The organism is Peribacillus deserti (genome assembly GCF_016909175.1).
Classification (GTDB): domain Bacteria; phylum Bacillota; class Bacilli; order Bacillales; family DSM-1321; genus Paraperibacillus; species Paraperibacillus deserti.
Map to the genome: position 1 here is coordinate 108,672 of NZ_JAFBFI010000003.1, position 20,300 is coordinate 128,971.

Genomic DNA, 20,300 nt, shown 5'->3' on the forward strand with positions numbered 1-20,300 from the left:
ATTAAACCGCTCCTTTACAAAATTTATCTTCAAGTGTCTGCTCTGATTCAGTTAATGGAAGCCCGATCAATTGTTTAATTTTATTTGCTGTTAACTGGATGGTATAGGAAGTTTTCTGGATTCTTCCATTCTGGTTAAAAGCCCGTCCAAGCCAATCATTTGTATTGCTGCGGTTCCAATCAACTTTTGAAAGTTTTTTTATATAATCTTCCCATTTATCTGGGTAATAGTTTCTTAGATATATACCAACTAGTCCTAGGGCTTCAATAAAAACCCCGTGGCCTACTATATAATTAGCTCTTAAATCTCTAGGAGTTAGTTCCTTTTTAAAAACCAAATTCCATTCTACAATAGATTCACATAAAATAGGCCAGAATTGTTTAATAAAATCCTCATCTTCTTTTGAGATCTCATCACCTTTAGCTTTTCCTATTAACTTTAGGTTGGTATTGAAAATGTGATTTAAAGCTAAAATTTTTGGTGAGTTTTTTGACAATGAGACTCGTTCTTTATCTGTATATCTATTTAATATTGGTGTAGCAGTTATTACATCTTTTGTTACCATTGCTAACTGGTCACGATGATCATAAAGAATCCCTATTGATGAAGTGGTATTTACCGCATGCCTATTCAAATCCGAAAAAATCTGCTGTGATTTTTTAAGGCCGTCGTCATGGAAGAAGACCACAGAAATTGTTTCGTTTCCAAGTTCGGGAGAAATTTTTAAGGCTTCTTCTATTGCCGCTCGTCTGTGCTGGCCGTCATTAATTAAAAACCTGGAATCCAGCGCGATTCTTAACTGACCTAAGTCCTTTGAAGAGGTATCGTTGTTAAATGGAATAAATTCAATTTCGCCATCTATGGAGGCGGTAATCGAAGAAAAGACATAATCATTCTGGTTTTCGACTATGTAGTTAGCCATTTCAGGTATTCTTGCCTTATTTATAATTCTTTGTGCTCTATGCTCGGGTGGAATCTCTTCTTCATCGAATAAAAATATTTTTGGTATTATTCTTAGTGGGCACATAGCAACAAAGTATTCTTTACCAGCTTGTACACCTCTTATCGAAGGGAAATTATAGCTGAAAGCTGCATCCATTGTATTTCCTCCTAATTACGTACGTAATTTATAAAAAGATTATAAACTTAATAGAAATATAATTCAATAAATAAAACCGAACTTTTATTCGGTTTTGGTTTCCACTAATTAACAGGTTGCTATAAATAAATATTGTCGAAGGTTGTTAAAATAATTGGAGAAATTATGGTAAAATATAATGATGAGAATTTCTAACGGAGTTGATTTATAGATGAGTTCACCCGAAGTGTATTTTCTAAATTTTTTAGAAAATGTGAATCCTACTGCTGCTCAAAATGCAAAGAAATTAGAAGAGCTACTATTTGAGGATCCGAGCAGTTCCATTATTAAAGCACGTGTATTTGCTGAGGAGATTCTTGAAGGTGTATTGCAAAATGAAAAAGATGCACCATTTCTTTCTACTTTATTTGATAAAATATCATATCTTGCTAAAGAAGAAGTATTTACGAGAGATATTCAGAAGTCCTTCGATACTATAAGGCTTGCAGGGAATAAAGCTGCACATGACGGAAAATTTAATGATATAGTGGAAGCTTTTAAGTTACATAAAGAAGTATATAAAATTGGCGTTTGGTACTACGAAGTTTATTCTTCTGAGGAGGCCAAAATATCAGCCTATGAAATTCCTAAACCACGTCCAAAAGAAAACATTGAGGAAATTGTTCAGAAAAAAATATTAGAGTTACTAGGAACAGGGATATTGGATGAAGATAAAGTATCAACTTCCACCCCTGAAACAACTGACATACAAGAAGAGAATAAGGATCAAGAAATACTAAAAAAAGACCTTCAGTCTGGTGGAAGTTATCTCTTAAGAGAGCTAAGCAGATTAAAAGATTCTTCCCAAGAGGCAATCGAAAATGCAAGCCAATTCAGTACATTTAAAGATTATATGCATGTTGACCGAAAAATTCAGTTGGATCTGGAGCACATCCTAGAGAAGAATGTAAATAGCAGGAAAGGTAACCTAATACTCTTATGCGGAAGTGTAGGGGATGGAAAGTCACATCTTCTTGCATATCTTAAAGAGAAAAAACCGCAGCTAATCGATCAATATACGATATTTAATGATGCCACAGAAAGTTTTTCTCCAAGCAAAAATGCGATGGAGACATTGGAAGAGGTTTTACAAAACTTCTCAGACGAAAAAATTGGCACATGTACGCATAAAGTAATCTTAGCTATTAATATGGGTGTTTTACATAACTTCATTAATACGGAACATAATCAATATACCTACAATGCACTGCAAACATTCGTAGAGGACAGTAACTTATTTTCACAAGATATAACCACTTACTTTAGCAGTGAGATGTTCGATTTATTAAGCTTTGCTGATTATCATTCATATGAGATTACTGAAAAAGGGGCAATATCTTCCTTTTATTCCGCACTGGTTGAAAGGGTATTCAAACCTGCATCAGATAATCCGTTTTACTTAGCCCTGGAGGAAGACGAGAAGAACAATGTGAAAACCATGGTCCATCAAAATTACAGGTTTTTACAGAACCGATTTGTGCAAGACCAGGTTGTTCAGTTAATTATTCAAACGATAGTTAAGAAAAAATTGGTAATTTCTGCTCGTTCATTCCTAAATTTTATTGCAGATATTCTAATACCTGATGAAGTGATTAATCTGGAAATGACGACAGAATTCGATAAGCTTGAAGCTTCTCTGCCTAATCTTCTTTTTAATAGAAGAGAGCGCTCAGCGATAATGCTCGCCATGAGTCAACTGGACCCCATTCATCGCCGAGCAGAAGTGATTGACCAATTAGTTATTGATCTGAATACTCTTACTGACTGGAATACCTTAATGAAAGAATATATAAAGGACGAAACACCCATTAGCTGGTTAAGTCCTTTTGTAGCGAAAAGCAGTCTTACAGGACATTCATTTAATACGTTTTTTGAATCTTTTATTAGAATTACGTTTTTATGTAACGAAGAATTTGCTCTGCAGATCGCTGAACAAAGCTATGAAAAATATTTAAAAAATCTTTATTCATTTAACACTGGAGACAAAAAGCAGATAAGGGATTTCTACGAAGAAATTAAGACAGCCATCTATAAATGGAAGGGCAGCCCTAAAAAGGATTACATTTATATGAATAAGGCTTCTGAAAAATTCAGGCTTGCACAAAAATTAAATTTGCGGCCATCTATTGACCATCTTAAACAAGATGACAGAGAAGTTCTGGACACCTTTAAATCTTCTATTCTTTTAGCCTATCGCAATGGTGATTCTGATCATAAAATATTTTTGGATATAGACTTTCCTCTTTATCAGCTTTTAACCAAGGTTCAAGATGGGTACCGTCCAAATAAGAAAGATGAAGAAGACGCAATAAAATTTGTTGAATTTATTGAGAAACTTATGGCGTTTGGAGACAAAAAGGAAGAGATGCTTGTTTATTTCCCGCAAGACGGTAAGTTTTACATGATTAAACGAGATGACTTCGGATCTTTTGTCTTTGAAAGGGAGTAAAAAATGGAACAAATTTTAAAAGTAGATTATTTAACAGATAATATTAAGAATAAAAATAAGAATGATACAGGTATGGCTTTAGATGTATTGCCATTTTTAACAAAGCGTACCCAAGAAATCCGGAAAAGTGGTTTTAATAAAGTTCTTGGTGAATTCATTAGAAAGATTTGTGAAGTAAAGTTAGACGAAAAGTCTCTTAAGAATAAAGAGTTATTTATTTCGTCTGAAGACAATATATTGAGCGAACATATGGCAGATAGTGTTGAGTTTGATAATGAAGATGATAAATATGATTTTATAAGATTTTTATCTCAGTATTTATTTAATCAGGAAGAAATCAAACCTGTACACCCCTATATCTTTAATTTTATAAAAGTGGATAAAAAGTTAAATAATGAGTTCGGTAAATATGCGAGTTTTATGTATGAAAGCTTTGTAAAGGGAAATCAAGAAATTAAAAATGTTTTCGGCAGCAAAGAGACAGAGGACATACTAACGGAACTGGTCTTAAGTAAAATGGATGTATTGGAAGAACAAAAAAATAAGCAGGAAAAGGAATATCAGCCGCTTCTGCCTGCCTTTACTTCTCTATACCAAGAAGATCTTTTGTATCTAAGCAAATATAAGGATTATTTTCTCACTTCCTTTCCTCTTTTAACACATTACTATGTATTTATGTACGCATGCCAGCTGATTCTTAAGTTTGAGCAATTTACGGAAGCAGATTTCCAGAAAGTACAGCCGCTGTATTTTGCACTTGAAATGGAGTCAATTAGCAAAAGAAGAAAAGCAGCTGATGAATTAGAAGGGTTCAAATTTATTAAAGACCATTCTATTAATCTATTTAGGCATATCCATACCATTTCTCATTTGAGCCATAATATCTTCAATGATGATCTATACAAAAGAGGCCAAAAAATCCCTTTTATGCCGTATAGTGAACTTAATAAACGAATAAAGGAAAATGGGGAAGAATTCGAAGAATCCTTTTTCAGAGATGTTAAACAGTGGATCTATAAATACCAAGAATGGTCAAGGAAAAAGGTCACAGATGATTCCAATGACCTTGAGAGTGCTTTTAAAGTTTTATTTAACTGTTTAAAAGCCGGAATGAACGCCGGAGTATGTGAAAAATACGGTAAAAATATCGAAGACCTGGGTGCTGGACAATTCATAAAGAGCCGGGGAAGCTTAGGGCAGATACTTAACATAAAGCATGATTTTCTTCTTCTCTTAACAGCCGTATCTGTTAAGGATAAGCGAATTCCTCTTAACGAATTGTTTGTGGAATTCGAGAAAAGAGGATTAGCTTTTGATAGATACTCTAAAAAAGAAATAATTACGTTATTTGATAATCTAAACATATTAGATAAAAAAAGTGATAGTGGTGATGCTCAGTATGTCAAGCCAATTTTATAATTATATTTCTGAACTCTTAAACGATTATTTTAGTCGAAATGGAGTAAAACCGGGAGATCGTTTTTATTTACAATTAGACAAAGAGTCAGAAGTATCACAGCTAATCCAGACATTAAGACAAATCGAAGGGACACAGCCTTTTCCTTGGAGACATAAATTAGGGGAAGAATTTAGAACGTTTTATATTCCTTTTCAATCAGTTAAGCTTGTGGTTGCTAATACTTCTGAAGACGTTACACCTGATTTCCTAGTTACCTTAAGGAATCAGGCAGGAGAACAAAAAGATGATTGGAAGAATACTGCCTTGATCAGTATTGTTTCTGAACAGCTGGATTCCATCCAGGGAGGAAGCAGTGATCTTCAAAAGGAAGGGATGCCATTACATCCGTCATCACTGTTTAATAATCTTAAGTCTAGAATAGAAAAAAGCGACTTACAAAAAGTCGAAAAAATTATTTTGCTGGATAATTTAGATAACCTATTAAGGGAACAGCAATATCAGCAAATAACGTTTTTTGAATTTGAAGACATATTTACAACACTTCAAAAGGGTTCTATTGATGATACAGAATATTATAAGTTTGGTCTTTTTAAAGATCCTGATTTGGAAAGCTTTAAAGGGAAAGAGCAAAAGGAACGGTTAAATAAAAACCGTGAATTATTTGAGTTTGTCAGGAAAGTCCATGATTTCGGCCTTGGACAGGAAGAGCTAGAAAAAAGATTTGTACAGGATGGAGCCAGGGAATTAGCGGGAGAGAATTGGAAAGAGCAATCGTATACAAAAGTCCAACGTGCCATTATCAAAGCTGACCATGATAAAGTGGAATTTTTCTCAACAACAGTAGTTGATAAATTATTATACTGGGATAAACCAAACAAAGAAACAGCGGCAGGAAAACGCAAAAGACATATAGTGGTATTCAATCCGGACGGAAATGAGCAGGTTCAGCTTCAGTTTGGATTTAATTTAATGGGCAATATTAAAAGCTTGTCTAAAGAATACCTCAAACCATTCAAGTCCAATCCAAAAGATATAGGTATAGATGTAAAAACGAAAAATATTAGCGTAAGCATGAATGCAAAAAAAACAGAACCTACTTTTATAAAATTTGCATATAGGCACGAAAACAAAGCAACAATGGGTGCTGAATTCTTAATAGCAGTTCTTCCAATTGAACCTATCTTCCTTGATAAATATAAATCGGTTTATTTTGTGGATCCGGATAAAAGTGTCATTGAGATTCAATACGACGATAACAATTTAATCTTTAATAACAGGGTGGATCAAAAAAAGGTTGAAATTAAGGAACAAAATGAAACTGTTAGTGTTTCACAGGATGAACAGTTAATAGTTACACCTTTACCAGAGGCATTTAATGATGATGATGAATTGGCTTTCAAAATTAAATTGGATGATGTCACTATTCCACTTCTATTAAAGAACGAGCTACAGGAATCTATGCCCATAACTGGCCAAAGATTATGGAAGCTTATTAGAGAAACAGGAAAAGATGTACTCTGGATAAAGGAAAACAAGAGACTGGTTTTAGAGAACAGAGAATTCTATTTTCATTCTGAGTACCGAGAGTTTTTCGAATGGGAAAGTGAATGGATTGACATTGGTTTAAAGAGTGCCAGGTTTGAATCTGGGATCTTACAGTCTGAGGATATAAAGCTTAATGATGATTTGAGAGAAGCATACAGCCGATTCCTAACATATTTCAGTATTCGAAATTCCATTCCCAGCTTATGTAGTGTGACAGTGGAAATGAGGGAAAGGGCACTTGAGTACATCCATCAATATCAAAAAGAAATTAAAAATTTTAAAAATGGAACTCCTGCTGGTTCAAAAGGGATTGACCTATTTAAATTAGGCACCATTCAATCAAATGACACGTTTTATATAACTCCTTTCCATCCTTTGATGGTGGCTTATAAACTAAAATTATACGAACTGTTGGACTCAGAGGAATTGGATAATAGCATTCTAAATCGGTTAAATGCCGATTCACTTATTCCTTTCCTATATGATGAAAGAGCACTATACAAGCCGGAACATCAGAAAGCAGCAATGGAATGGCTGACTTTTAAACCGGTTAATACAATTTCCGTTTCAGATGCCAATCAGTATCTGGCAAAAGTGGTAAGCGATAAAATTTCTCAGTTCAAAGAGCATTTCTCTTATTTGTTTATTGAAAAGTCAAAGGCACCGCTGCAGTTAAATGTCATAAATATTTCGAATGATATAGAGGTTCTTAGAGGCATATTACAGTGGATGTTAAAAGAAATAGAAAAAACAGGTAAGGAAAATGTTAAACCTGTTGAGGTAACCCTCTATAAAGAAGAAAATACCGAAAGCTCATTTGACTTGTTTGCACGGACTGATACAGTCGATGAGTTTGAAAATTTATTTGATATAAAACTGAAAGTAAAGGATATAGACTCAGAAGATTTATTGAGAACAATAAGAGAAAAACTATTCTTTTATAAGCAAGATCCAAATGCTTCATATCGATATGCTCATATTTCATTCTACAAGATGCATGCACAAGAACATCATGCTGTCCAGCCAATGGACGACATGACATCAGGTATTGCGATAGAAGGTTTGTATTCAAGCGTCCCTTCAATGAAAGACGAAGAAACCTACAAGAGCGGATTCGGAACGAAGACGTACAGGATAGATGAGAAGAATTATCTTACTAGTACAGCCTTTTATGTAAATGAACTAGCTGCCAATCTGCGGAATGAAGGGAATGACAGTTATAGGAAGGGAGAAGCGATTCTTTCTAGAACGACTACAGCCGATGAAAAAACTTTAGAAAAAGTATTTAAATCTTCTTATTGGGTGACCTTTGTTGACCCAACTGTAGATTTAGAATTCTTTAATAAATATGATGGAAATCTAGTAGTCATTCATTATAGTGACCAATATTCTTCTTCCAGCCGATATGATGCTATCACGGTGACGGATAAATCTCAGCAGTATTATGCTGTAATTAAGGAATTCCTTCATCAAAAAGAAGTGGAAGGTACAGACGAACATGTCTTAAACACGATAAAAGCATTCAATACGTTTAATGGTGAATGGCTGTTAAGAATTATCGGAAGCAAAGGCCATTTTGATCGAGAAAAATTGAGTATACTTTCTGCCATTAAATATTCTGTTTCTTATTTTGATCATCCTGACATTACGTGGGTGCCCATTTCGCTTGAAGAAATTCTCAGAGTTGCAGGAGCAGTCAGCCTAAGCAGGTCAGATGGAATCTTTACTGCTAAAAACCTTGGAGTAAAGGGAAGCCATAGTGATGACTTGCTTCTTATAGGTTTAGAGAATAAGGATGGCCATATAGCAGTGCATTTCTACCCTGTAGAAGTCAAAATTGGCTTTAATAGGGGAGAGGTTCTCGACAAAGCGAGAAATCAAGTTCAAAAAACAAAAAAGCTTCTTATTGACACCCTTACAGGTGAAATGGGAGATACATTTACTGGCCGTTTTTATAGAAATTTCTTCGCGCAGCTGCTTATTTCTAATGCACAAAAATTAGAACAAAGCGGCTTCTGGTCAGACAAACCTTACAACCTGACTGGTGAAATTATTGAAAAACTGCTGAAGGATGACTTTAACGTTTCAAACGAGTTAACTCAATATATCGGCGATGGTGCGATCCTTTCGTTCCAAAAAGATGCAACCCATAGAAGTGCTGCATTAGATGAAAATGTTTTAATTCTAAATCTTACGGAACATGATGGTTATGATGGTTTAGTCAAACCAATTAAGCAGATGTGGCAATGGATTCAGCACCAGGACAATGACTTTATTAAAGAAGATATGCTTTCTTACAAATATAAAGGCGGAAGTATTCCTGAAGAGCCAGAACCAAAAGCTCTAATTACTGGTGATGAATTAGAACCATATGTAGTTGGTAAAGGTGAACAAGAAAATGAGGACCATCCTTTACTACAGAATGATGAGATGAATGAGGAACCGCAGGATGCTCAAGCTGCGAAAGAGGAAAAGGATAAAAATCCTATCCCGGCTAATGAAGAAGTAAAGATAGAGAATGACGAAGAAATAGAGAAAGAAGATCCACACGACACTGAAGAGGCAAATGATGAATTTGTTGAAATTTCGGTTCCCGATAAGCCTCCTTTAGAGGAGCTTCGAATTAGGATAGGAAGAGCAGAAAATTCCGCCAGGGAAATCTACTGGGAATACGGAAATAAAGGGTTAGCCAACAGGCACTTACTGATTTCAGGGAAGTCTGGGCAAGGAAAAACCTATTTCATGCAATGCCTTCTGCTGGAAAAATCAAAACTGGGACTTCCTAGTATTGTAATAGACTATACAGAGGGATTCCTCCCAAATCAGCTGGAACCTGAATTCGTTGAGTTTTTAGGGGAAAAGCTAAAGCAAAAAATTGTTTACAGTGAGAAGCTTCCAATCAATCCATTTCAGAAAAATGTCCGGGATATCGGAGGTATACAGCTGCCAGAATCTAATACCGATGTAGCAGAACGAATCAAGAGTGTGTTTGCTTCAGTTTATAAATCTCTGGGCATTCAGCAGCAAAATTCCATTTATGAAGCTGTATTAAATGGTTTGGATCAACATGACGACCAAATGACCTTACTAAAGCTGAAGGAGCTTCTTGATGAAGACGGAAGTACTTATGCCAAAACAGCTCTTTCTCAGATAAGGCCTCTTATCGACCGAAATCCATTTAGCACTGAAAACGCGATTAATTGGAAAGATATTGTTGAAAGCAATGGGGAGGTCCATATTATCCAGCTTACCGGATTCCCTCGTGATGTACAGCTAATGATTACTGAATTTATTCTTTGGGATCTATGGAACTATTCTGTAAGGTATGGCAATAAGAACAAACCAATGCCTGTTATCATGGATGAGGCCCAGAACCTGGATCACACCGAAAAGTCTCCTTCAGCTAGGATCTTAACGGAAGGGAGAAAATTTGGCTGGTCAGCCTGGTATGCAACACAATTCTTAAAATCTCAATTAGGTGCTGATGAGTTAGCAAGGCTTCAAAATTCATCTGAGAAAGTTTATTTTTCACCTCCTGAGCAAGAACTGTCTAATATTGCAGCAAGCTTGACTAAAGATAATCAGGAGAAAAAATATTGGGAGAACAAGCTGGCAACCTTGAAAAAAGGACAGTGTATTGTACATGCCCCAATAAGGAAAGAAAATGGAGAGTTATCAAACCCATCGGTCACCGTTGTTGATATTATTCCTCTTTCTGAAAGAATATAAATAAAAATCCCACCTGGAAAAGGTGGGATTTTTATTTATAAAATACTTAATCTGAAATCTTCCATAGACGTCTTGCTATTAAGAATATCTTTTAAGGTTCTCAATCCTTTTTCGATATAAGACAGCATATGTTTCTGGATTTCTTCATCATCGATTGATTTGTTTACCTCATTAATGATGAGGTGTTTAAAGAGTAAGAACTCTTTGTCTTTAATAATAGAATCTGGGATGGTCCAGCGGTTACTTCCTGGGTACTCCTCGTGAACCGGGCCGTTAGAAACTGCTATTCCTTTTGCAAGGGCAACTTTTATGGCCATTGGCCTTTCGACCTCAAGTGATTCAGCAATCAAATCTAAAATTTTTTTTCCTTCTTCAGATAAAGACATTTTTCGGTTAGACATTTAAATCACCCTTTAACAAATTGGAAATAACCGTCTCGTATGACTGTGTATTTCTTTTCTTCGTTGTAATCAAGCATATATTGCTTATAAGAATTCTTTTCCATCAGTTTTACATACTCTTGTGTAATTTCAGTATCAGTTGACAAAATAATAACCTGTTCGCTTAATTCTTTATAATAGTGATTAATTAGATGGTTTCTATGATAGCTATCAAGTCTTCCTAATGGAGTATCAATTACCACCGGCAATGAAAGGTCAGATGCTTTGGTAAGAGCCCAGATTAATGCTGAAGAAATCATTTGCATTTCCCCGGCAGATCGGTCTTGTATACTAATTTCCTTCATTCGATCATTATATAAACGAATAGTATAGGTATCGATGTCAAATTCAATATTGCCAAATTCATCTTGCTTTCGAAACAACTGACGCAGCATGCTGGAGAATTCTTCCTTAATTAAAGTTGCTTTTAAGGTTGTTACTTCTGTGACGTATTGTTCCATTGCCTTAATTGCTTTTTCAACTTGTACGCTTTGCTGACGCAGCTCCTCAAAATTGCCACCCTTGTTGGATAAGCGGCTTATATTATTTTTAATACTGGCTCTCTCATCCAAAGCGTTGTTTAAACGCAGATTTAATGATTTAAGACGGAGATTTTTTTCGCCAACAGCTTTTGTAAGTAGATCGATTCGTTCATTTTCTTCCTCAATGTCCACTGACTCGGGAGCATTTCGAATTTCAACTTCTAATGCTTCAAGCTCTTGCTGCAGTTTTTCTATTTTATTTATATAATTGGCTGCCTGCATTTTATCTTTGATAGCAAGATTTATTAGATAGCTATATTCGTTATTGGATATATCATGTAATTCTTTGAAATCTTCCGGAACAGTATGCTTGATTGCATTTTCCTTGATCCAGATATCCTCTCCAAGCTTGCTAATCTGTTCTAATTGCTCATGGTTTAGTGGGGGAGTAATACTTTGATTTAGAAGCTGGTTAATAAACTTTCGATAAGGAGTCAAGGAAGCATCTCGTAAGATTTTTTTATGATTAAACTCATTTTCAAGTTTTAACTGCTTTTTTAATTTCGAAATTTTATCTCCTAAAATAATACTTATCATATTTTGCTTTAGGAAATCATTTAAACTGTCAGTAGCAAGCTTTAATTCAGTTGATACGCGTGACTGCTGTTTCACAATTGATTCCCGAGACTTTGAGTTCAGGGATATTTTTTTGCTCCGTTCTGTTTTTGTTTTTTCAATAATTTCTTCATTACTAAGAATTTCAGCTCTTAATTTCTTTTTCCTAGATTCTAGATTCGTAATAGACAAATCTACCTCATCTAACTGTGTCTGGAAAGCAGATAGTTTTCCCTGTCCTGCGGCCTTTGCCAGCTGATTGTCTAATGAGTTTTTAAGTGCACGTAAATCAACAAGAAGTTGTTTATAAGCTTCCATACCAGTAATTTTATGAATAGCAGCTTTCATTTCATTACTATTCTGACGTAAGATAATATCCTTAATTTCCTCACCATCAAAAATAAAAAAAGGAGCCGCATGATATGGAATGATACGGTCAATAAACCTATTGTATGCTTCAATGTTTTCGATGCGAGCATGCTTAGCCATCTTTGAACCGGCTTTTCTTATCTCAAGCTCACGTTGCTCATGAGTAACGGATTTATATTGATCAAAGAACCACTTAATTCTAAGTGTCCATTCTTCCCCTGAATCAGTTTCTAAGCTTAAGGAAACAGAACATTCACGACCGCCTTCATCAAAAAAGGTATTGTTGAGAACATTAGAGAAAAGCCTTTTATGCTCTGAGTCCGTCATGCCTCTCTTTCCAAACAGTATGTATAATATTGCTTTTAATATGGTCGTTTTACCTGCGCCATTAAGACCACCAAGAAGGATAATATTTTGGCCTTTATCCTCTCTGACATCCTTAGGAATATACAGGTCAACCTCTTGAATACCATAGTATGTTTTATAATTATTAAATTTGAGTTTCTTTAAAAGCATTATTTACCACCCGTATTATCTTCTTTAGAAAGATATTTAATTAAATCCTGGTATTCCGTGATCCTGGTTCCATTTGGAACATTTTCATAAGAAAACTTTTTTGCAGCTTTAAGCAGCTCGGAGGCAAGCTTAATTGGAATATCATTTTGTTTGCACACGCGATTTAATACTTCTAGCTCTCTTTTCCTGTTGTCTTTCATTAAAAAGTTCACCTTTTCATTCATAAAATAGTTTCGTTCTTGACAATATAGGATACTAGTATTTTACCATAATAAAGTAGTATATTTACATTTTCATTACGTTTGTATTACTGACAAAATAACCCATTCAATATGTGCTTATATTAAAAATTCACAAGAGGTTAGGTGAACATTCTTGAGTTGGAAGCTGCAGATAGGAGAAATAAAAGAAAGTTATCTTACAGAAGAAGATATTTGGCAGGCAATCAATAATTTTTTCTTCCGTGGACATCAGACTATGTCATATAAATACGGTTTTTTTAAATCAATAATAGAAAATCTTTATAATGTAAATAACAAGTTAGAAATGTCTTATGATAAGCTATTTTACTCATTTACGAAAATATACTGGAACCTCGTTGTTCATCATGGCTTCAGACAATCGAATAACAAGAATCAAGTTTCTACTATTCAAAGAGTATTACAAGATCACTGTCTTAAAAATAACATTCCACAAGTATGGACCTTTGACAAGTTGCCTGATTTAGCTCAGTTAAAAATCATCAATGATATAAAAAAACAAGGGAAAAGGTATGTGATTGGAGCATTTTATGGCGATACGAAGGAGGTATTCTATGCATTTGATCTTAAAGCAGAATATATAAAACTCAATCCTCCGGTTTATAAATTCCTTCAAAAACACCAGAGAACCATAACTTATCTTATCAATTACCATCTGGCAAAGTTCTTAGAAAGAAACAATTCAGTCCCAAGTATTAACTATTTACTTAAAAAAGTAGAAGACATTTCAAAACGGAGTTCATTAGAAGATTTTTATAATATCTTAATTAAATACGATGAGAAGAGATGCTTTTATTGTGGGAAAAGCCTTTCTAATGCAAGAAAATTAGCTCATGTGGATCATTTTATCCCATGGAGCTTCATTCAAAACGACAATTTATGGAACTTAGTCATATCATGCCAAACCTGCAATATTAAAAAGAAAGATAAGCTTGCTGATGAATGTTTTCTTGAGACAATCGTAGAAAGAAATAATCATTTAATAAATATAGTGAATGCAGAGGAAAAAGATGATTTTTATGAATATGAGGAAAGAAAGCTTATTAGTTTATATGAATATTCAAAGTATAATGGGTATATTGATTTGTGGCATCCGAATAGCTCAAATTAATAAGGATATTAAAATATAATTATTTAAGATATGACGCAAATAATGCACGGCGAAGAAAAACTCATCGTCAATTCCGACAAAGGAAACCTACTTAGAGAATTAATCAGTTCTATGGAAATCTGCGAACACTTTTATTTTAGCGTTGCCTTTATTAATTTTAGTGATCTACAACTTCTGCTAGATCCAATTAGAGATGCAGGTAAAAGAGGGATTACCTAAAATATGATGGTGCTTCGGATCCACATTGTTGATCCTTATTAATCCATTCTTTTATTAAGTAAAAAGGAAATATAATAATAATGTCGAATTTATTATTAGGAGGAGGGAATATGCGTTATTTTATTGTCTATGTTACTTTTATTGATAATCGTACGGAAAATTTTTGGTTTAAGAGTAAATCGGGATCTTTACTCCTATCTCAATTGAGTAAATATCCAAAAGGGATCATCGCTACTAATAAATTTAGTTTTTCTACAAACAATGCTTTATCAGTATTTATCCTCGAAGTAGATTTGTTAATACAGCCCCAATTATCGAAAAATGATTTTGCAATTCTTAATGAGAATGCTTGTTATAATTATTTTGATATGGATCATTACTAATTATATAAATCCTTTTTAACTTAGGTTTATATACCGGGCGCCAAGTTAATAATATCTATCAAGTTTGATATGCTCTCCTTAATATAAAATTAAGAGGACAAAGCTGATACATCAATCTCTAATATTCTACGGTCGTATAACTGACATGTTAATAAAAACAACGTCTAACGTCTAACTAACAATATAGGAGGTTTTTTGAATATACTTCCTTGCTTAAGTAATACTTATTAAATTCTACATTAAATTCTATTTTTTTCAATAAAAGTTCTAATTTAGATTAGAGAATAAACAAATTAAATTAAATTTTCTGCCATTATCATGAAATAGTGAGACGAAGAAAAAGCATTTTTGTCGCAGTAGCTCAGCTGGACAAAGCAATGGAAAAAAGGTTGATGTATGAAGGGTTCATAAGATTTTCGCGAGTCTTAGGTGTCCGACATATGTAAAACCTTTTTTTGTGTTGTTTGGGTTGAGCTGTCGGTCGTGGTATCGGAAGTTTTTGGGACAACGGCAACATTTCAAGTGTCCTCTTTACAACAAACCTTTCCCAATTGATTCATATAGATCCAAAGGTTAAAGTTGATATATGTTATGGAAATAAGCCCTAAGTATGCATTTGAAGGTTTGAACACATAAACTTGGCGGGTAAATAGGGAGGAAAGATAGATAGTGAATTATATTTATTTATACCAGTAAAAAAGCCCATCTTAAAGAGAGGGCTAGTTAGTCATAAAATATTATTTCTAAGCGTTTCATTACTCCTGCTAGTTGTTCAGCTAGCTGGTTTTCTTCTCTAATTAGCAAGCTTTCAAGTACTTTATCAAGAGTTGTCTCTACTTCATCTTTTAACTGTCTTTTATCCTCAGAAAACGCGTCAGTTATTTTTCCACTTGCTTTATTCTTCCTGAAATTTGCTAGACATTTCTTAAATGCTACCTGCACGTTTGCTGTTTCAATTGCTGGATGACATGAATTACAAAGGGTAACGAGGTTATCTTTATGATTCATTCCACCTAAGTTCCTCGGAATTTTATGATGTACATGCAAGTCAGTTTGACCTTCACAAATAACGCACTTCCAACCGTCACGGTCTTTTATTTCTTTTTTTAGATTTTCACTAAAAGTTGTTTCCCAAACATTCACAAATTGTATTCTTCCACCTGATTCTTCTATTCTAGCTAAGACTTCTTGATGTGGAAGTATTATAATTTCAACAAGCTTTAAGATTGCTTCAGCTGTTTCATCCGACATAAGATCTATTGGAACCTCGTCATCCTCTTCTTTCTCATTAAATACAATTTCGGATAAGTCACATATATAACTAAAGAGTTGATTATACTTTTCACCAGCAGTAGATTTGAGTTCCATTTTGGCTAAATTATAAACTTCTTCAACAGGTAGAGTTTTCCATCCAGGTATCTTCTTCTTTAAGAACGATGGAAAGAAGGATCTCCAGGTATTATCTACTTGTTTACTCCTTGAGTCATTAGTCAAACCATCCTTATATTTCTCGATAATCTCTAAAGGATCTACATATACTACACTGTAATCAGGGTCTAAATATTCCTCTTTTTCTTCTTGATCTGCTTCATCTTCATAATCATGCATTTCGTCCAGCAGCATTTCTATATCTTTTACTGTATATTCTCTCTTAAAATCAGATTTTGAAAAAGTATTAAAGTTTATCTCACCTATCTTACTTGAAATACTATTAATACCTAAAGCATTAGCAAATTCATAAACATTATCTATGATAGTGTCTCAGGCTGTCGACAAAGTCGATAGCCGCTTTTTATAAATACTTACTCATCAATATGTAGTATGGCTTCTTTGAAAGAACAACCAAATATGCAACTAAAAAAGAAACAAAACCCCTTTTTCTCCATAGACTTTTTTGAAAAAGGGATTTGTCTACACTCTGAAACATTATCTATGATAGTGTCTTTATATGTAAGTTTTCCAGTTCTTTTTACAGTGGTTACTTTTTTATTTACAGTGGTTTTTTTATTCATAAATCTGTCTTTACAAACATTGCAAATATTCAACTTATTTGTGAAATGCACCATATCTTTAGATTCATGACATGATAAGCACTTTTTTTTATTCATCGTAATACCCCCAGTAGTTCAAACCGATTGTGCAAAGTAGTTTCCTATTTAGTGCAATTTTATAATTTTATTCTACAGTTTTCATTAATTTTATTTAAAAAAGATTCTTCAATTGAGAGATTTAATAAAACTTATCTTTACACTAGTCCATCGAACTTTAATTTAAGAAACTTTGGTAAAAAGTTACAAAACCTTATTTCAGGAAAATCTATCAAATTCAAGCAATTGTGTGGTACTATCTTACAGAAATTCTATTTATACTCTAAAAAGGGAGGAGAGTTAGCGTGACAGACGCCTACTTGTCATAACTTGTTAAACATTGATCTAAAAAAAGACACGATAGAAGAGCTGAAAAAGGTAAGTGCTATGTATGCTAGCTTAGGGGAAGAAGTGCAAAAAATGCTATCGAGCTATTGGAATATCGCAAAAGCGGATCAGCTTCAATTCATCAAGTACAAGAATTTATAAATAAATTGGCCAATACTCCTAAAGAATTCGTTTCTACCTTTGAGGAAGTTAATATATATTTGGAAAAGTTCACTGAATTAATCAAGAAAGAATTAGAGAGCTAAATGAAGAAATATCACGAATTCTTACGAGTGAAGCTTCTGATCTTCATCAGAAAGAACTCAATTTAATTGAGGCATTAGAGCAGTTTCAAAAGGTAAAAGAGTTTTTAGGTAAACCTGAGAACATTTTAGGTAATGAGTTGACAAAGCACGGTGAGATTGCTGAGTAAATTGAGGTAAATATCCGTAACGCCAGGGACTTGCTAGAAGGCAAAACCACTGGCTACTTTTGATAATGTGGGAAGAACAGCACCAGAAGATTATATAATGCCCGTATAAAGGTACAATCCAAATTTATTAATGAGATTAATAACAATCTAGAACATGTAGCTAAATCACATGGATAAGTATCTTAATTTTGGACGAGATGGTTCCTACTATGTGATTCCAAAAGACACATACAATATTATAAAACTTTGTCAATGGCAATTACCCTGAAGAAGTGAGTAACAGGACGATAAATAAGGTTTGGGAAAAGGTTCAACTTATCGAAAATGAATCTGGAAAAACATTCTCACAAGTAATTAAGCCATCCATTTCGAATTATGCCGACGTCCAGCAGGGGAAAGTATATGAAACTGTCGATAAACATGAAGCAGATTTAAAATCACTAAATGCTAAAAAACGGGATTCCATTAAGGATGATTCCGATAAACAAATTCAAAAAGCCGAAGATAATAGTCAGCCAAGTGTTAGTGAAGCCCTAGGTGCAGGTTTGGTGGGTGCTGCTATTGGAGGCGGAATTAATGTCTCGCTAATGATGTATCAAAAGCATAAGGAAGGCAAATCGATTACAGAATTCGACGAACAGGACTGGATAGAACTTGGAATAGACCTTACTAAAGGTGCAGCTAGTGGCGGAATTAAAGGTTTTTCCATCTATGGACTAACAAACTTCACTGATATAAGTGCTCCAATAGCAAGCTCTTTTGTTTCTGCTAGCTCTGGAATTTCTAAAATATCTCTAGCTTATAAGCAAGGGAAAATTGATCTAAACGAATTCCTTGTATAGGGCCAAATCACTTGCATGGAGTTTGGAATGGTGGCATTGGGAGCAGCAGTCGGTCAAGATAATTCCTATTCCAGTTGTAGGTACCTTAATCGGAAGCTTTACTACAAGTACCCTAATAAATCTTTCGAAGAAACATCTAGCAGAAAAAGAAGAGGAACTTTCAGCGAAGTTAAAAGAAATATATAATGAAGCACTTTCTAAAATCGCCGTAGAGCATCAGAAAATAGTGAATTTAATTTTGGAAGAGTATAATCGGCTTGGCACTATTACAAAAATGGCATTCGACTTAAAATGTAATGCCGAACTTAGGTTTAATCAAAGTATTAGACTTGCGAAACAGCATGATATAGAAGAAGCGGAAGTACTAAAAACTGTAGATGAAGTGGATCTGTTCTTCTTATCTTAATGTATGAGTAAATAATAAATACATTCAAATACTAAGCAGTCCCATTTTAGGGATGTTTTTTTGTATGTGTTTCACTTTTATAAAGGAGAAGTCGCCCATCGTTGAATAATTTAGTTATAAAGACTCATAGGAAATAATTTGATGCGGGGGTTTATGTCATGAAAAGGGAAGAGGTAGAACACATATTAAGAGAAAAATATGCTGAATATACCGAGAAAATAATCCGAAATGTAAAACGATTAAATTATGGCACTCTTCTAAGCGGAGAGGAAAGCGAATTAGAAAATGCGTGGGAAGAATTTGTATATCAAGTACAAGAGGAAGAAAGCATCTATTATGAAAAGACGATACGACAATTTATCTTCCACTTACTTCAATCTTTACCTAGATCAGAACTCAAATTATTGTGGTTAACAACCGAAAATTACTACGAATATGATGATACTGGGTTTCCTTCAGCAGATGAAGTAATAGAAGCTGTTGAAGATGAAATGTATTCTTACATTGAAAGAAAGGCTAGTAAGGGCACTTTGATACCACAGATAAGTACGTCTTGGAGGAACAGATTAAAAGAAGAGGAAGATGAAGTATGATTTGATTGATCAAGAAGGTCCAGTAGACTGCAAGTACAATGTCTATTTTATGCCGGATACCCTAGCCAAAGAATAATGCTAGTAGGAGTTCAAAGCAATTGATTTCCTAGAACGATTCCACCTATACGTGATTCTTACCTTTAAGTTTTCTCACCTTTATACGACTTCTTTCAATGCGGTCGGTCATTACAGTGGTATTCCGCTTTCTTAACCGGAGATCGTCGAAAGTAAGCTGCAAATACTCTGCAACCTCTGTGAATGATACCGTGGATCCGTCGTAAGCATATCTACCGATAGTTATTGTCGATACGTGTCTAACGAAGTGATCGATTGTAGTAGCTTGCATTCTTAAGTGGCATCTTTGCGAGTGATTTTATTGCTCGCTATATTTATATTGATCTTATTTTAATTGATTTTATTTAGAAATTCTAACTAGTGAATAGTCCCATCACTACCTGGTGATTTATATTAATCTCTATCTAGTTATTGTAATTGTTATCTCTATAATAAAGAGGAAAATAATAATCCTTTTCTATTCCTTTGTATTCTCTCTTTTTGATCATAAGGAGTTTTTCGGTTGCTAAAATCTGCTTTAATTCTTTGAGAGTATTTACACTTACGCCAAGGTGTTCTGCAATTTGTTCATTGGTTGGATAAGCCCATCTTTTTAATCTTGTATATACATTTGGTAAATCACCGTGATAAGTCATTGAATGTAAATAAGACCATAGGATATAGAGGTTTTTCGCTTTTAAGTGGCTTATATTTTACTCTAAGCAATGGATATATATTTTTAAAGAAATCATTAGGCACAATGGTGAACGACATTTTATCAGCAAATATGTTATCTCTCTGTTTATCCTGTATTTTGGCGTCTGTTCAAACTCTTCAAAACCTGAGCGGTAATCTGATGGTCTTTCCCACGATTTACGACCG

The 20,300-nt window shown here is 34.2% G+C and carries 14 protein-coding genes; 8 read left to right on the forward strand and 6 right to left on the reverse strand.

Translation table 11 applies throughout. The features are described 5' to 3' along the window. Position 1: 1 nt before the first annotated feature. Positions 2-1,099 carry a DNA sulfur modification protein DndB gene (gene dndB / locus JOC77_RS04930; protein ID WP_204539499.1) on the reverse strand — a complete coding sequence of 366 codons (1,098 nt, stop codon included), beginning with the start codon at positions 1,097-1,099 and terminating at the stop codon, positions 2-4. Positions 1,100-1,310: 211 nt separating this feature from the next. Between dndB and dptF the strand changes: the two genes are divergently transcribed. The 3 genes from dptF to dptH are packed head-to-tail and all read left to right on the forward strand — an operon-like array spanning position 1,311 to position 10,281. Next, entirely contained in the window at positions 1,311-3,587 is a 2,277-nt protein-coding gene (dptF, locus tag JOC77_RS04935) for a DNA phosphorothioation-dependent restriction protein DptF (protein WP_204539502.1), read from the forward strand. Positions 3,588-3,590: 3 nt separating this feature from the next. Further along, positions 3,591-5,006 carry a DNA phosphorothioation-dependent restriction protein DptG gene (dptG, locus tag JOC77_RS04940; RefSeq protein ID WP_204539505.1) on the forward strand — a complete coding sequence of 472 codons (1,416 nt, stop codon included), beginning with the start codon at positions 3,591-3,593 and terminating at the stop codon, positions 5,004-5,006. Beyond that, positions 4,987-10,281, forward strand: a complete 5,295-nt coding sequence (dptH, locus tag JOC77_RS04945) for a DNA phosphorothioation-dependent restriction protein DptH (RefSeq protein ID WP_204539509.1) — start codon at positions 4,987-4,989, stop codon at positions 10,279-10,281. The genes dptG and dptH overlap by 20 nt, the downstream gene beginning before the upstream one ends. A 35-nt stretch (positions 10,282-10,316) precedes the next feature. On the opposite strand, the gene JOC77_RS04950 is transcribed toward dptH, so the two are convergent. The 3 genes from JOC77_RS04950 to JOC77_RS04960 are packed head-to-tail and all read right to left on the reverse strand — an operon-like array spanning position 10,317 to position 12,903. Further along, a complete protein-coding gene (locus tag JOC77_RS04950; protein ID WP_204539512.1) occupies positions 10,317-10,682 on the reverse strand; it encodes a hypothetical protein in 366 nt (121 codons plus the stop codon). A gap of 5 nt (positions 10,683-10,687) precedes the next feature. Continuing rightward, complete coding sequence (dndD, locus tag JOC77_RS04955; protein WP_204539515.1) at positions 10,688-12,703, reverse strand: DNA sulfur modification protein DndD; 2,016 nt, start codon at positions 12,701-12,703, stop codon at positions 10,688-10,690. Beyond that, positions 12,703-12,903, reverse strand: a complete 201-nt coding sequence (locus JOC77_RS04960) for a DNA modification system-associated small protein (protein WP_204539518.1) — start codon at positions 12,901-12,903, stop codon at positions 12,703-12,705. Before JOC77_RS04960 ends, dndD begins: the two co-directional genes overlap by 1 nt. A gap of 175 nt (positions 12,904-13,078) precedes the next feature. Here JOC77_RS04960 and JOC77_RS04965 point away from each other — a divergent pair, with 175 nt between their 5' ends. Then, positions 13,079-14,074, forward strand: a complete 996-nt coding sequence (locus JOC77_RS04965; protein WP_239558610.1) for an HNH endonuclease — start codon at positions 13,079-13,081, stop codon at positions 14,072-14,074. A gap of 329 nt (positions 14,075-14,403) precedes the next feature. After that, complete coding sequence (locus JOC77_RS04970) at positions 14,404-14,676, forward strand: hypothetical protein (RefSeq protein WP_204539521.1); 273 nt, start codon at positions 14,404-14,406, stop codon at positions 14,674-14,676. A gap of 723 nt (positions 14,677-15,399) precedes the next feature. Here the strand turns inward: JOC77_RS04970 and JOC77_RS04975 are convergent. Further along, on the reverse strand, positions 15,400-16,299 hold the full coding sequence (locus JOC77_RS04975) for an HNH endonuclease (protein ID WP_204539524.1): 900 nt from the start codon (positions 16,297-16,299) through the stop codon (positions 15,400-15,402). Positions 16,300-16,478: 179 nt separating this feature from the next. Then, complete coding sequence (locus tag JOC77_RS04980; RefSeq protein WP_204539527.1) at positions 16,479-16,784, reverse strand: hypothetical protein; 306 nt, start codon at positions 16,782-16,784, stop codon at positions 16,479-16,481. A 1,011-nt stretch (positions 16,785-17,795) separates the two neighbouring features. Here JOC77_RS04980 and JOC77_RS04985 point away from each other — a divergent pair. The 3 genes from JOC77_RS04985 (at position 17,796) to JOC77_RS04995 (ending at position 19,364) form a co-directional block, all read left to right on the forward strand. Next, positions 17,796-18,365: a hypothetical protein gene (locus tag JOC77_RS04985; protein ID WP_204539530.1), complete on the forward strand. Its 570-nt coding sequence runs from the start codon at positions 17,796-17,798 to the stop codon at positions 18,363-18,365. Positions 18,366-18,387: 22 nt separating this feature from the next. Next, positions 18,388-18,771: a hypothetical protein gene (locus JOC77_RS04990; protein WP_204539533.1), complete on the forward strand. Its 384-nt coding sequence runs from the start codon at positions 18,388-18,390 to the stop codon at positions 18,769-18,771. Positions 18,772-18,929: 158 nt separating this feature from the next. Further along, the gene (locus JOC77_RS04995; RefSeq protein WP_204539536.1) at positions 18,930-19,364 is read left to right on the forward strand and encodes a hypothetical protein; all 435 of its coding nucleotides are present in this window, start codon (positions 18,930-18,932) and stop codon (positions 19,362-19,364) included. The last annotated feature ends 936 nt before the right edge of the window (positions 19,365-20,300 follow it).